Genomic DNA, 15,053 nt, shown 5'->3' with positions numbered 1-15,053 from the left:
TGCGGCTGTGGCTCCGCGTTTATGAGTCTACGCCCTAGCAGGAATGAATTCCCGCTACCCTGGTGCACCCTATTTGGGAGGTCGGCAGCCTTGCGCATTTGCGAACAAGACGAGGACGCAGCGTCCCATTCGCGTATGACAGCACCAATCTGCTGCTGCGGGATTGCAGATGCGATTGAAGTCAGAATAGTCTCTCAATCGTCCAGTCTCGGCGGTTTCGCGGATGTAGCAAATGAACTTGATTGGCTGGCCGAGGTGAAGCATGTCGCCGGACATGTCCGGCTGCTGAGAACTGTGCTGCAGCGCTATCTCGACTATTCTGACGATCTGGAAATTTTCTGTCACGCGGATGACCCTAAACCTCAGGTCGAACGCGCCTAATCTGTCCAATCTAGGTGTCCCTTCCACGCCGACAAGCGCCGTAATTACGGCGGGCCACATCAAAAGAAGGCCGGCGGAGACAAGTAAGCCCTCCGCCAGCCAGTGGAGGAGGCCGGCCCAGTCTCCGACTGCTCCGGTCTCCGGGTCGCCCAGAAATAACTTTGTGCCAGATTAAAGCGTCAGAGAGGAGAGACGTCGATCCGGTAAATTTCCGGGGGTGCCCTATGGGAAATGTCTTCCATCAGTACGAACAACGCTAGCAGATTTCGCCTCGGCTGAGAGCAACCAGCTGGGCCAAGCCTTTGGCCTGCGTCTTAGTGACGATGGAGGCGCGATGATCTTCTACAGTGCGAGCAGAAATGCCGAGGTGATCAGCCACTTCCTTGTTGCTATGGCCACGCGCTAGGAGTTCGAAGACATCGCGCTCGCGTGGCGTGAGTTTAGAAAGACGCTGAGCAATTCGCCGTTTTCGCAGGGACCACGCCAAGCCCTCGTGCACCGCTCCAACCAAACGTGCTACATCTATAGGCTTCTCAAGATAATCTAGGCCACCGTATCGACGAACGGCATCGACCGCATCTGCGGTTGTTGGCCACGCCGTCATGAACACAAGGGCGACACATGGATCAGCCTTGCGTAAACGGGTGGCGAACTCGAAACCGTCCAGCTCAGACATCTGGATGTCACTTACAATGCAGTCAAAGCGCGCATTGTCCTGCGCTGCGAGAAGTTCGTGGGAACTTACGAAAGAACTAGCCGTGTGACCGTGCCTGGCAAGCAGCCGGGCGATGGTACGACCAAGATCTTCGTCATCGTCCAATACGGCAACAGATTGTGTTAGGGTTTGTGCCGGATAGGCGGTCATAATTCAGCTCGGCTCAGCGGAAGACGTAGAAAAAATCGTACTTCGCCATCACCATCCTCCCGCAGTAGGGAGCCACCGTGTGCTTCAACTATGGTGCGTGCAATCATCAGGCCAACGCCCATACCCATGGTCTCATCCTTGTTTGCAGAGTCTTGAGCTCGGTCAAATCTATTGGCGACCTCTATTATTACATTTTCTTTCTGGGCGCGCGCTTCAAGCCTGATTTCACCATCGCTACTAGCGGCCATCGCGTTGCGTATCAAGTTGACGATCGCTTGGATCAGCTCGATCTCTTGAACCCTCACGACAAGTTGGGGGTTTATTCGCCGGCCGACGATACGACAATTTTCCGCGCGCAATTCAGGTTCCAACATCTTTGTAACGGAGCCCATCAGCATTGTAACTGGTAGCTTCGACGGCTCGTCTGCGGCCCGCCCGCCGAAGCGGCGCAGGCGCCGAACAAGATCGGACAAGCTGCGCGCTTTGCGATCTATAAGGTCAATGCTTTCGGCAATTTCAGCATCGAGCCCATCGGATCTTTCATGCAGGTGTCTCGCTTCGATCGCCAAAGTAGCAAGGGGTTGGCTGATTTCATGGATTACGGCCACGGACATCGCGCGCAGAGTTTTGAGCCGCTCCGCTTGGAACAGCAGCCGATTGCGACGCTCCAATGTTTCCTGTGCCGTCTTTTGCGCGTCGGCGTAACTTCCCGCTATCCATGCAGCGATGACTGTTGCGGCCAAGCTCATATGCATATCAAGCCGCTCCGCAACAGCCATGGATTGTGCCGAATGGGGCAGCACCCAGACTGTAATCACCACTATCGTGAGCCATGCTGCCATGCTCCCATGGCGCAAGCCGATCCAGGTTCCGGCAATCAAAGTTGGTAATGATCGAAAATCGAGTCCCGCTACATCCAAAGCATTCGTCGCGCATAGCGCAAGGACGAGGATAACCGCATCGGTCAAGCCCGGAACGGCTGCTGGAAGCGATATTTCGAGCGGCTCACTACGATCTAAGACATTAGCCAGCCAGACGAGCGGAGGTGCTAATACCAAAACACCAAGAAGGTCGCCAATCACGTATCCAGTAAGCGAGAGCAGCAGTGACGTGTGAATACCTCCAGCAGGCAGGTCAGGGCGCAATAGCGCAAGCGGCAAAATGATGAGCGCTCCAGCCATCGGACCAATGACAGAGGCCAAGCCGAAGGGCATTGGTGGTGTAGCAATCGCACCATGTACCTTGGCCGATACGAATTTGATCGCGGCGATCGCAAAGCCATAAGCAATGGCTGGTCGCAGAGCGCCCCAGGCTTCCAGCAGGACATTGGGGCCCGTCGTCGGGATGCTACCGCTAATCATGTCGACCAGAACTTCAGCCAAACCAAGCCAGGGCGTCATGCGTATTCCGCGTACCCAAAGCATGGCAAAGCGCCAGCCTGCTGCCGGATACCAGAGCGAGAAAAATCCCGGACCACTCCAGGGAGAAGCCGCTCGGTGCAGAAGGAAGAAGCCCAAGGCATAGCCTAGGAGCCAGGGTAGATCCGCCGCCTTCAGACCACATCCATCTTGAGCGGAAGTTTCGTCATCTAGAGGTGGCATGCGTATACGCCCTGCGCAATCAGATCATTGAGAGGAAACTGGAAATCTCACCGCAACCAGCACATTCCATGCATGATTGGACGGCCAACGAATGCGTCGGGCGGAGACCCGAAAAGACGAGGTGGCGCTCCCCCCATTTTTTTCGCATCGCATTTGCGATTATGCGTTAATTTCGGTGAAGGATGGCTATTCGCCATCTCGTTCGCCGCGGCACCAGACCAAGCAACACTTTCATGCCCGGCGCGGGCTCTGAAGACTTACAATATTGGCCTTGGAGGTATGGGCAGGATCTCGCAACGATTGGTCGGCGAGGTTAAAGTCGAGTTCTTGTTTCCCTTTTTCCTTGGGCGAAGCGAACAATCCGCTGAGTTGCGTGTACAAGAAATTCTCGAAATCGCCGGCCAGAGTGATATTTTTGGACCTACGGTCGCTCGGATTTGAGGCGAATTGAATAATACCGCACTGTGCAAGCCGCTTTAATAGCGCGTGAAAAGCACGACCGGATAACAAGGAGGCAAGTGAAGCTTGCTTCACGTTCCGACTCTCACGAATCGCGACTTGAAGGATCAATCGAAATTCGTGGCTTAGAAGGTTATGGCCGAATGATTGGCGCAGTTGCTCATCTATCTTGAGTAGCTTTGCAATTACTCCTTCTACATGTATCTGTATGACATTTGAATCGCCCTGAGGAAATATCTTCTTGTCTTTGAAGCTTTCAAATTCCTCTTCATGTTCATCATCATGATTAGCGGAAAGAGAGTTTGCTGCATTCATAGTAATTGCATCTCAATTTCTAACGATTTTGTAAGTGTTGCGGTGTTTAGCTGCGTTTGCCGGTTTGAGCCTCGCACTGGAACCCGGGATTTTTACGGGGGTGGCGAAAACACGCGCTGTTGCTTCGTGCCGATATGCAATTGTTCGGCGGGGCGATCTCCTGCCAGTCGAGCAGGGAAAAGCGAACCGACCACGTGGCGCACACAGATGCGCCGATGGCGGGTAGTTGATGGATAGCGTTCCTCTTCGAACTGATGGCGCTATTAATAGGTCGTGGCCGGCGCCGTCCCGGTTTACGTGTCACTCAACCTCATCCGATTGCGAGTCATTTGCACGGGATGTTAATTGTTCTTGAAACTGAGAACATAAAAAGTCAGAAAACTCGTCGTTCATTACAATGGATTTTGACCGTTTGTCGTTAGGATTCGGCTGAAGCTCAATAATTCCATCATCTGAAAGGCGCTTAATCAATTCATGGAAGGCGCGATCTGAAAGAAGAGACGAAATTGCAGCTTCCTTGACGATCACATTGTCGTGAATAGATACTTGAAGCGCAAGCCTAGCTTCGTGGCTTAAAAGGCTGGTGCCGAATGACGCCCGTAAATTAGCGTCGACATTCAACATCATTAAAAACAAGGATTCTATAAGTTTAGAATTATACAAGTTCGCATTACCCATGACAGGATCTTGGTTAGAAGTTCCCTGCTCAGTCATGGTGCTGGCGCAGCCGCAGAAAAAGCCTGAGAAATTATCTGCCGTTGCCATTTAGAACTATCCCTTACTGTCGCGGTTCCCTCTTCAGAGACGGGAATACTGCCGTTGCTGCCAATCATCGGCGACATTTCGCCTGACTTATTAAGCAAAAAAGCTATGCGACCCAAGGTGCTGTTCTGCAGAATTTTCCAAGCTGTCATCGGTCAACCGCAAGAAGCGGTTAGTCCCTTAGCCGACACGCAATGACCTGCAAGCAAATTAAGAACGCAATAACTGCACGTAAAAAATGCATGCAGTTCTAGATTGCACTTTGTTCCTGTATAAAATGCACCTGAAATTAATAGCCGGTGAGAGGCATTGGTTCTACTAGGCGGGACTGAGGCTAATAAAGGTTGTTATTAACAGGCGACCGTTCCGGTCTCTATTTCAAAATTTTAATGTCTTTTTAACGGGGGGCTTTATGCATCTCAATATTGCGTCGGCTAATTCCGGCCGCGTGCGTCGTCGCAGAACGGCACTTGCTATCACGACTGCGTTAGTATCGTTAAATGCGAATGGCGCGCATGCGCAAAGTGTGGACGTGTCGTCCTCCGAGACCGTAACCAACGTCAACGCCGCGATCGTAGCTGCAGAAAATACGCCCTCTGCAGACATAGCGATCAGCTTCGGGTCGCCTGCCGTGGTTACCGGGGGCGCGAATGTCGTGCTTAGTCCGCTCGGCACGGGAATGGGTGATGGTGCCATCAGCTTGGTGAACGCCGGTAATCTTGGCGTAGTTGCGACTGGCAGTGTGACTGACAGCGTCGGCGTGCGGCTGAACGGCGCCGGTGCGAGTGCTACCGGGAACACTGCGACCGTTACGAACAACGGTCTCGTCACCAATGGCATCCAGGCCACCGGGTTTGGCGATGACGTATCCATAACAAACGGCGGTACCGTCTACGGCTCGATCAATGCATCGGGCTACGGTGACGTCTCGGTGACGACCGCCGCTGGTGGGTCGATCATCGCATCCAGCCCATACTACGGGGCAACCGCTCTAGCGCTTTCCAAAGCCAGCAGCGACACTGCCGGCGGTGTGACGACCACGACCTACACCAGCGGAAACGCACAGATCGACCAGAATGGCGATGCAATGCTTGCCGATGGTGTCACGCCTGCGCACCTTTATGCTTACTCGGCCGAGGGTGATTCCACCGTCAATGTCGGTGCAACCGCTGGCGATGTTTTTGCCATCGCTGGTAGCAGCAACGCAACATTTGTCAGTGCCAGCCAGGCAGCCGCAGCTGACGCAACGACGACCACATACGAATATGGCTATACCGCTTCGGAAGGCGCAGCCGATGTGACGATCTCGAGCGAAGGTGACGTTACGCGCGTCTATGCCGATGGCTCCGGTGGTGCCACTGTCGAGGTTGCCGGCAATGTTGGTGTCAATGGCATCCAGGCTTACTCTACCGCTACGGACCACAATGAGACGTCGACGGAAACACTCGACGCTGCCAGCACCGTCACCGGCACGACCTATTCTTACGCCGATGTCCGCGCGGGCGGCGCAGCGGATGTTACGGTGGATGCTGGCGGCTCAGTTGATGGCGACATCTCCGCGACCGGCGATGCCGGCGCATCAGTAGTAGCCAATGGCGACGTTGCCGGCAGTATTACTGCTGACCAGCAAACTGGCGCCGACTATATTCTGACTTCAGACTATACGTCCGCTGACGGAAAGACCGTCGACTCGCAGAGCTCGAATTACACTGCAGGTGATGCTTCGATTGCTGTCGGACCGGCAGTAACGGTCGATGGAAATCTCAGTGCATTTGGCAACGGTGATGCTTCCGCTTCGGTTGACGCTTCGAGCATTGTCAACGGCAACGTGTATGTCGATGCTCAGCCCGGTACGAACTTCTCGACCACCACGACCAGCGTAGCTACCGATCCGGTCACCGGTGACTACACCTACAGTGGGAATGCTAACTCGTCGACTGCAGGCGGTGCGGGTTCGTTCTCCAATGCCGGGTATACTCAGGGCAATGTCAGCGTATTTGGTGTCACCGGCGCTGATGTGACTAACAGCGGTCAGGTGACGGGCTCGACCTACGTTGCCACCGGCGGCTCGCAGACAGACAGCAGCTACGATTCGAGCCAGACGACTGCTACCGCAGACGGCGTCACGACCGTCACGAACACGGCGACGTTCTCCGGCACGACCACCGGCATTTCCGGCGACATCACCGGTACCTATTCAGGAACCAACGGTGAAGTCAGCTTCTCGCCGATTTCCGAAGGCAACATTACGCAGAATGCATCCGGGAACAGCACAGTCGACGCTTCTGGAACCATCTATGGCTCGATTGCATCCTCGGCTGGACAAGGCGTAGGCACCTCGCAAGAGGACTGGACCTATGAGGCTGTGACTGTAGCCGATGCCGCAACTCCGGCCAACAACAGCGCGACTTACAGCTATACGGAAACGACCTCGACCACGTCCGCTGAAGGCACCAGCACGGTCGATGTCAGTGGTCACGTCTCTGATGATTACTTCGGGACACAGAACGTTTCGTCCAATGGTACCACTGGAAGCACGGTTACTGTCTCGGGCACTGTGGACGGATCGGTCAGTTCCGCCGCAAGTGGCATCGTAAATTCGCAGACCGACCACCAAGTTAATAGCAGGTCAGTCGGCGCCTCGCTCGTACAAGTTCAAAACGACGTGCAGAATAGCGCCTCGTCCACGACTGAGGGCGGTGAAGCAGTAGGTGACGTGACGGGGACAGGCGTTGTGAACGGTTCGCTTGCCGTTACCGGTGTCGCCTCGGCTGCTTCCCAAATCGACGCCGGCGCGATCATCAATGGCGGCCTTTATGTGTCAGCTGGCGGATATGACACGTCGTCCAGCGACAGCAATGTCTACGCCTATGATCCCGCGGATGACACTTCGAGCCGTGTGATAAAGTACACCAGTTCGACGGCAGCCGCAGCAGCGTCCGGCGACGCCAGCGCAAACGTCGATGGCATGGTGAGCTACGTGTACGTGGACGCTGCGCGTGGAAGTGCCAGCGCCTCGATCCAGGGCCAGGTGGTATCTGACGTCTATGCGGACGCGTTCGGCTACGGTTCGGACTCTTCGTCCGAGTATGACTATGCCGGTGTTGGGACCGCAGCTTCGACGCTGACGAGCTCCACTTCCACCTCGACCTACACGACGACTGGTGGCACAGCATCGGTCCTTGTCGATACGTCGGCGGATATGCAGCAGCAGGGCATTGGTTCTACTGCACCGAGCGTACAAAATGTTTACGCCGGCGGCCTAGAAGGCGCGGATGTAACTATCGCCGCCGGTTCGCGGGTGGGAGGTTCTGTCTACGCGAACAGCAGCAGCTCGGATTACACCACTACCACAACCAGGACCTATGATGCGTCGGGATCAGGCACCCAGACCTCTACATCCAGTTCCACGCCGGTGGGCGGAACCGCAAGTGTAGTCAATGATGGCATTATCGATGGCTACGCCGAAGCTGAAGGTCTGGCTTCGGCCAATGTGACCAATACCGGGGAAGCATACTCCCTGGGGGCTTATGCTGGCGGTATTGCCGCCTCCTATAGCTCGGTTGATAACGACTGGGCCAATCTCAGCCCATCCACGCACACCATCACGAACACGTCGACCTTTACTCCCATTGGCGGCACGGCTTCTGTCGATAACAGTGGCTCGACCTATGGCGTCGAAGTGGTGGGTGCCAACGGGTCGGTAACCAACAGCGGCACCATCGGTGACGACACCATGTCGGGCTCCATTTACCTCGGTGCCTCTGTCGAGAACGGGACGACCGTTCAGACCATTACCTCGACGTCAACGTCTAACCCCGATCCGGTCTTTACGCCTTCGGCCACGCTTGCGAGCCAGACCTATACGGTTGACCAGAACGGTATGCTGACCGGCAACGTCTACGTCCGTGGTGCGGATTACTACGACTACGCCAGCGACCAATCGTACAAGACCAGCGATGTGTCGGCGACGATTAACCTCAATGACGGTTCGGAAACGACCGGCTCGTTCTTTGCCGAGAACGATACTGATACGGTGGTGAACGTAAACGGCGGATCACTGATCCTGTCTGGCCCGGCCTATGTGCCGGTCAGCGCTACCAACGCGGTCGCTTCGTGGTCAGGTGGTCTGGATGGTGGGGCAACTGGCGGCAGCTTTGCGCTCAACGTCAACTCTGGCGTCGCGCAGATAACACCGGTTGCTGACGGAGCCTTTGGCCTCAATGGCAGCGTCAACGTTGGTAGCGACGGGACGTTGGTAGTCGGTCTTCTTAATGTTCCCGAGAACACCGGCTCGGGTGCCAGCATTACGGCTACCACGCCCACCGTCGACGGCGCGAACTTCGTTGTTTCGGGCGACTTCTCGTCGACTGGCACCCTCGCGGTCGGCTTGAATGGTACACTGGTGAAGACGCCGGTCGCGCCGGTCTCCACTTCACCGGATTTCCTAGCGCCGATCACAACTGTGCTGGCCGGTTCGGGAGTGGCCTACACTACTCCTGACGCGGCGGGAGTGTCGATTAACTCGCCATCGTCGATCTCGGTTGGCGGCGATCTTAACCTTGAAGGCAATCTTCAGGTCTATGTGCCGACTGGCTCGATCTTCGCTGGCGACGAGAGCATGGAGTTGTTCACTGTTGGTGGAACAATCACCGGATCGCCGACCGTCACTAGCAATCTGAATTCCCAGTTCGTCACTCTCGCGGCGACGACTTCGGGACAGACGGTTGAAGTTGCAGCGACTCGTAAGAGCTATGCCACGGCGGCGAGCAATCCGAATGCCGCATCGGCTGCAGTGGCTCTCGATAATGCCATTCCTGGTGTAATTGAGGTGCTGGTGGACGATGCCTCCGGGGTGCGCAGCTACTCGTCCCTTGATCAGCTGAACAAGATCCAGGATGTCGCCAATATCGTTTCCAATCTCGATTGGAACCTTTCGGCCGCTCAGGCAGCCGAAGTGTTTGACGAACTGGCTTCGGCATCCATCTACGGATCGCTGGCCAACCTGCGGCAGAACGTCGCATTCCAGGGCGAACTTGATCGGCTTGCTCAACGACGAAATGACCAGACTGCATCGGTGGGCCTGTGGCTCACGCCGATCGGCAACTTCGCGAAGTATGGCGGCACCTCTTCAGGCGCGGCCAAGATCGATGCGACCAGCTACGGAGCTGCCGGTGGTCTCGACGTTGCTTACGGAGAAAGTGGCGCATTCGGATTTGGCTTCGGTTACGCACGCCACAACGTCGATGCCAAGGGACAGCCGGTGAGTGTCGACGCCGATACCTACTCGCTCGGTGCATACTGGACCCAAGGCTTCGGACCGCTGACTGTCAACGCGAAGTTCGTCTACGGCTTCTCGACTTTCGATGCAGAGCGTGACCTGACCCTGCTGTCTCGTAATGTCACTGGCCACTTCCGCGGCAACGAATGGGACGGCAGCGTTGGGGTTGCATACAACCTGAACTACGGCGGCTTTGACGTCGTACCTTTCGGTGAACTGGCTCTGCGCCATTGGCACATGAACGGGTTCACTGAAGAAGGTGGTGCAGGTCTGGGGCTGAACGTCAACAGTGCGAGCAAGAGTGTGTTCGAACCCACCATTGGTGTGCGCTTGACTACGGTCGCGTCGGAAACCGAGGACTTCACGATCCGGCCTTACGGCAGCCTGGCCTACACGTTCCAAGGTGACGCAGGTACATCGCGGACGGTTGGCTATCTGGGAGATCCCAACGCCAACACCTTCACGTTGAAGGGCGTTAACCCCAAGGGCTACGCAACCGTAGCTGCAGGTCTCAATACCGGCATTGCAAGCAAGGTGAATATCTCCGTGGGCGGTAGCTACGCCTTCGGCAGCCACAACAATGTCGCAACCATCCAATCTGCTATCGGGATCGAGTTCTAAAAGCTTCTAACAGGTTCCGATGTGAGGGCGCCAACCAAGTTGGCGCCCTCATTGTTTGCAGCAGGCATTGATCCGATTCGTCGACGCCGTTCAAACAAAACACCATATTTCGAAACAAGGAGTTGCCGATGTCGGGGCAGCAGGCCAAGCCTTTATTTTACTCGAAAATAGAACCTCTTGAAAGCAACAGGCATAAGAACTGGACATGTCGCAAGAGCGACAGAATTTCTTGGCTTTCTCGCCAAAACGTGATCCCATTGACCGTCGACGAATTTCGGATAGTTCAGCACCAATATCCGATTGTGTTCTCGGCCGACCGCGACCCCGTCCCCTTGGCCTTGATGGGGCTACGGCCGGGCTGCAATGACTTTGTAGATGTCGAAGGGAACGTTCTGGCGGACACGTATGTGCCGGCATATGCACGTCGCTATCCGTTCATTCTCTCAAAGATCCATGTTGGAAATGAGCTTGCTTTATGTGTCGACCCAACCAGTGACCTGGTCGGCGAAGCCGCCGGCGGTGCTCCATTATTTGCAGAGGGCGCACCTACACAAGTTTGCCGCGACGCTCTCAGCTTTTGTGAGGAGTTCGAACGAGCTGGTGCACGCACCCGTGAGTTCGTAGCCGAACTGGTGAAGTCCGACCTGTTGGTCGCCGGCCGGACAACAGTTCGAGGCACGGATTCTCAAATGCAAACATTCACGGGCTTTCAAATTGTCGATGAGACAAAGTTGAAACAGCTGAAACCTTTCACCCTCGGTAAATGGGCTACACGAGGTTTGCTGCAACATATCTATTCGCACATATTTTCACTCGATCTAATGACGAAGGTCACCGGCAGACGTGTCCTAGATACCAAACGGCCTTCTTGAGACAGCCACGGCTCGGCAATGCTGGGGTGCCTTTATGCGGGCGCGGACACGTGGCAAATCAACACGCAGCACTCTTCGAAGCTCACGGCCTTGAAAGCAATTTTGGCGACGGGGGTGGCTGAAACACAGGTAATCCCAGACCACTAAAACCACTATACTAAATTTCTTCCCCGGCCAGCCGCCCATCCTTCGTATGCCCCATGGCAATGGCGTACTGTTCAATACATAATGGGTTCGCACCGAGCGGCGCAAATGAACCCACATTCTACCCCCCGCCCCGTTCGGTGTACCATTATCAGCATTTTCGAAAGATAGACCGGGCGGTTGCTTCGTTACCGCCCCCGATGCGGCTCACAAGCTATGCCATTGTTGTCGCGGTCCACGTGCGGAGCATGCGCGTGCGCTTCGGGATCGGAGACATGTGCACGTCACGAGAAAGATGGAAGTCCGAGGGTGCAGACGCGTCGGCGACCCTGGTGCTTCCTATCAGGCGGTCTCCCGCAATACGCAGCCTTGCACATTCAGAGGTGGCGGCATCGCGAACGCCTCTGACAGCGACGACCTTACCATTTGGACTTGCGCATTAATTTGCGTTCTGTGTCATCTCTCAAACGTACGTTTTTTGCGGCATTGCGGACAACTCAGGAGAAGCTGGGTCTGCCGCAGTCATCAAGAAATTTGGAGCGGTCCGACCGTTCGGCAACATCATCTCGGCCGAACAACGGCACGCGCGGGCCATCGAACGACAGTTGGCACGGCTTGGTTTCGAAATTCCTAAAAACCGGTGGGAGGGGCAGGGCAACGAGCCGTCATCGCTTGCAGCCGCCTGCGAACGCGCCGTTCAAGCAGAGATCGAAAACATTGCCCTCTATGATCGTCTGATCCCACAGATCGACGACGTGGCTGTCAAAGAGGTTTTTCAGAACCTGCAGGATGCCTCGCGCAATAATCATCTGCCGGCGTTTCGACGCTGTCTCGTCCGCGAACGGAACATTGGCGGCTGAGGATCAAGGATGCGCTGACCTCCGTATCAGCGTGGCCGAACCGCCTGTGTGAATGGCATGATTGCGTGCAAGATCTATTGCTCCTTTCGACGAGCTCGCACCGCAATGGAAGTCCCATGGCGATAAAAAATCGACGGCCCCAAAGAGGCCGTCGATCAAGGATAGGAGCAGGCCGTTGTCGACTGTGCCCTCGGGTCGCCAAGTAGATTTAGTGGGCTGTCTCGATACGACGAAATGAAAGTTCGTATATATCAAATCGAGTTATGACTTTCACTCGCTGTACTGGCGATGATGATTACCGTTACTTTACCTTTGACCGGCAAGCTCTCTTCGTCTCATTTAGGGGGAAGGCATATGGATGAACGCAAATATGAGCGGGTAGTTGCCGATCGTGAGATCGAGTGCATCGCGGCCGGACTGCGGAGCAAGGTCGTTCTTTATGACCTTTCTGCCGGGGGGTGCATGATTGAAACTCGACAACTGGTCTTGGCAAATGGCGCAAGCGTTTATCTGGTCCTCAACCACTTTCTTGAGACCAGCGGTCAGATCGCCTGGCAGGCAGAGGGGCACGCGGGTGTGCAGTTCGGTCAAATGCTGAATGAGGCTGCCGTTCGCTTCCTTGGCTTCTCACCAAGCCGCCAATGCTTCGAAACCATGATCCCTCGAGACCGGTTCGGCAGACTACTTCCACCGTTGCAATAATCGTCCTGAGGTTCGCGGGCAGGATTTGCCACATCCTGAGTTCGATGGCCCGGATCTTCTTCGCAGAAGGTGTCGGCGAGGATGATCCGGGCCCGCGGAACGCAGGATCGCCTGAAGGGAAGGCGATCCGAGCGGGACGATCACGATTAACAATTGAGGCCAAGATCTGCAATAAATAACTGCAGAATTATGGAGTATTGTGAAGGCATTTCGCAACCGCAGCAATGGGTGCAGCATGAAGCTGGCGGCTTCCGCTGTATGTGAGGGCGCGAAAAAGATACCGGGAGGGTAGGGGTTCTGCTCTGCTCCCGGTATCCGTCGTGACTGCCACGCCTCCTGACTCTCCATAATGGCGCGAGAGGCGTGAATAGCTGAAGGCGGATATTACTGCGATCAGCCCTGCGATGACGAAGCTCAGCCAGGCCCATTGGCCCGCAACGGAGATGACGACGCCCAGCGCAATGTAGATGCCGCCGCCGACCATGCCGCCGGCAGCCAGCGTCCAGACCCGAACAGGACCAAGTTGGGTGTCGGCGCCGCCCTCCTCATCCATCTCGCATGCTCCTCCTGCAAGCTTGCGTGAAGGTAATGTGGGGGCTGGCGGAGTTGTTCCGCGGTTCGGCTGCGAAAGGGGACGGCAAACCGAAGTGGCTAGCTGTCCTGATCCCTAGGAGCGCCACGTCCGAGCGCCTGATATTGTTGCGGGGTCATCTGCGGAAGGTGCTTGACGAAGGCGACCATGTTCCAAAGGTCGTCGTCCTTCTCGACTTCGCCGAATGCAGGCATCGCGGTCATCTTTATGCCGTGCTGGAGAATCCAGAAGATCTCCTTCGCACTCAGCTCTTTTGCAACCTTGTCGAGGTCGGGCGGAGTAGGCGTCATCGTCCTTGCAAACGGGGCAGGCTGTGCTCCCGGTCCGCCGTGACAGGTCTGGCACGTTTTCTGGAAGTCTTGGCCGCCGCTTCGGATCATGGCAGCGGTGAATCGCGGCGGCGTCGGCATGTTGCCGGCTTGACGCGCGACGGAATGCTCCTCTGTCGTGTCCAGTATCCAGCGGGCAACCGGACTATGCCCCGAACTGGCCGCGACGTTGTACAAACCACCATACATGATGGTGAGACCGATCATGGCCGAGACCACGAGTGTGAAGATGATTCCGGCCAGAAATGCGGGCACCTTACGGCCGGAAGCGGCCATGACTCTTCTCCGATTGCTATGTATCATCAATTTGTTCAGGTCGCTTGAGTTCCTCGGTGCCCGACAGAAACGTCTGACGCCTGGATGCGTTTCGCTCCATGGCCCGTGTTCCTACCGAGGGGCACAAGGCACTTTCAGTGCGACGAATGGGGCGAAAAAGATTAAGTCAGGAAGCGTTCGCGGCCTTGGCAAAGTAGGTTTCCAGTTCATCCACGAGATCGAGTTCCCTTGTGGAAGCCTGCATCAATTCCTTTTTGTCCTTTGCCGCGGCCGCGTTCTTCATGTGAGAAAGAGCCGCCTGCATATCCGAAACGATTTTTCGATCTTGAACCTGGTTGGAGATTTCGCCCCAACGATCCTTTGCAAATGTAAGAGCGTAGGAAATATCCGCCCATCTCGTCGACTTGGCTTTCAGATCCGCCTGGATTCGAAAGCCGGCGTAGTCGAGAAGACTGACCTGTGGCGGCACTGCTATCTTGCCTCGAACATTGGAAACCAGCGTCCGATACCCTTCGACAGCGGCGAGCGCGATTTCTGACCGATTGTCGGCGTTTTGGGCCTTGTCGATCTCCTGAAGGCGGTTCTTTAGGTTCTGAGCCGCGATGGCGGGCAGGTCGGACGTGACGGGCTGTGCCGAAGAATGCACGGATTTGACAAGCTTGGCGAGTTCGGCCTGACTAGCAGAAAATGCCGATTCTGTGAGATTCTCGAAGGGTTCGGCGGCAGCCAGAAGGCGGTGATTGACCGCATCGATGTCATTGGAGGGCACCGTCTTCGACATGGATGGCGTTCGGGTCGGATTGCTCGGTTCAGGCGAGTTGGAAGGTCCTCCGCATCCGGCGAGAGCCATCGCCAACCCAAAACAAAGCGCGCCCCGAGGAGACTTGTACATCCTTATTCTCCAAAATTGCATTTAGCACGCGCGCCGGCCATCGCTACGCTGATTTCGCACGATGAACGCCAGGGAGGCGCAATCAAGCAATGACGGGTTCG

The 15,053-nt window shown here is 55.8% G+C and carries 12 protein-coding genes and 1 pseudogene; 5 read left to right on the top strand and 8 right to left on the bottom strand.

Annotated features, from left to right (window positions below):
- Positions 1–135: 135 nt before the first annotated feature.
- Positions 136–381, top strand: coding sequence for a hypothetical protein (locus LK12_RS24560; protein ID WP_156135390.1), 246 nt, complete (start codon positions 136–138; stop codon positions 379–381).
- 256 nt (positions 382–637) lie between these two features.
- Here the strand turns inward: LK12_RS24560 and LK12_RS04905 are convergent, their stop codons facing one another.
- From LK12_RS04905 to LK12_RS24555, 4 genes are all read right to left on the bottom strand, one after another.
- Positions 638–1,246 (bottom strand): response regulator transcription factor, encoded by a 609-nt coding sequence (locus LK12_RS04905; protein WP_039279859.1) that lies wholly within the window; start codon positions 1,244–1,246, stop codon positions 638–640.
- Positions 1,243–2,847: an ATP-binding protein gene (locus tag LK12_RS04900; protein WP_082010345.1), complete on the bottom strand. Its 1,605-nt coding sequence runs from the start codon at positions 2,845–2,847 to the stop codon at positions 1,243–1,245. Before LK12_RS04900 ends, LK12_RS04905 begins: the two co-directional genes overlap by 4 nt.
- Positions 2,848–3,078: 231 nt before the next feature.
- Positions 3,079–3,621 carry a MarR family transcriptional regulator gene (locus tag LK12_RS04895; protein WP_039279857.1) on the bottom strand — a complete coding sequence of 181 codons (543 nt, stop codon included), beginning with the start codon at positions 3,619–3,621 and terminating at the stop codon, positions 3,079–3,081.
- A gap of 300 nt (positions 3,622–3,921) precedes the next feature.
- On the bottom strand, positions 3,922–4,386 hold the full coding sequence (locus tag LK12_RS24555) for a MarR family transcriptional regulator (RefSeq protein ID WP_156135389.1): 465 nt from the start codon (positions 4,384–4,386) through the stop codon (positions 3,922–3,924).
- 409 nt (positions 4,387–4,795) lie between these two features.
- On the opposite strand from LK12_RS24555, the gene LK12_RS04890 reads away from it, so the two are divergent.
- Both LK12_RS04890 and LK12_RS04885 read left to right on the top strand, forming a co-directional pair.
- A complete protein-coding gene (locus tag LK12_RS04890; RefSeq protein ID WP_156135388.1) occupies positions 4,796–10,285 on the top strand; it encodes an autotransporter domain-containing protein in 5,490 nt (1,829 codons plus the stop codon).
- A gap of 128 nt (positions 10,286–10,413) precedes the next feature.
- Positions 10,414–11,157 (top strand): SapC family protein, encoded by a 744-nt coding sequence (locus LK12_RS04885; RefSeq protein ID WP_039279851.1) that lies wholly within the window; start codon positions 10,414–10,416, stop codon positions 11,155–11,157.
- A gap of 332 nt (positions 11,158–11,489) precedes the next feature.
- Here the strand turns inward: LK12_RS04885 and LK12_RS25355 are convergent.
- A pseudogene (locus LK12_RS25355) lies at positions 11,490–11,573 on the bottom strand (excalibur calcium-binding domain-containing protein); the annotation flags it as partial.
- Between the two features lie 333 nt (positions 11,574–11,906).
- On the opposite strand from LK12_RS25355, the gene LK12_RS25105 reads away from it, so the two are divergent.
- On the top strand, positions 11,907–12,161 hold the full coding sequence (locus LK12_RS25105) for a ferritin family protein (protein WP_231568245.1): 255 nt from the start codon (positions 11,907–11,909) through the stop codon (positions 12,159–12,161).
- Between the two features lie 354 nt (positions 12,162–12,515).
- Complete coding sequence (locus LK12_RS04880) at positions 12,516–12,863, top strand: PilZ domain-containing protein (RefSeq protein ID WP_039279847.1); 348 nt, start codon at positions 12,516–12,518, stop codon at positions 12,861–12,863.
- Between the two features lie 187 nt (positions 12,864–13,050).
- Here LK12_RS04880 and LK12_RS24875 read toward each other — a convergent pair whose 3' ends face one another.
- The 3 genes from LK12_RS24875 to LK12_RS04865 form a co-directional block, all read right to left on the bottom strand.
- Positions 13,051–13,416 (bottom strand): APC family permease, encoded by a 366-nt coding sequence (locus tag LK12_RS24875; RefSeq protein WP_039279846.1) that lies wholly within the window; start codon positions 13,414–13,416, stop codon positions 13,051–13,053.
- Positions 13,417–13,514: 98 nt separating this feature from the next.
- A complete protein-coding gene (locus LK12_RS04870) occupies positions 13,515–14,060 on the bottom strand; it encodes a c-type cytochrome (protein WP_052223155.1) in 546 nt (181 codons plus the stop codon).
- 166 nt (positions 14,061–14,226) lie between these two features.
- Positions 14,227–14,841 (bottom strand): hypothetical protein, encoded by a 615-nt coding sequence (locus LK12_RS04865; RefSeq protein ID WP_039279845.1) that lies wholly within the window; start codon positions 14,839–14,841, stop codon positions 14,227–14,229.
- Positions 14,842–15,053: the final 212 nt, after the last annotated feature.

The organism is Novosphingobium malaysiense, from assembly GCF_000802225.1.
Lineage (GTDB): Bacteria > Pseudomonadota > Alphaproteobacteria > Sphingomonadales > Sphingomonadaceae > Novosphingobium > Novosphingobium malaysiense.
This window is presented reverse-complemented; position numbering and strand designations above follow the sequence as displayed.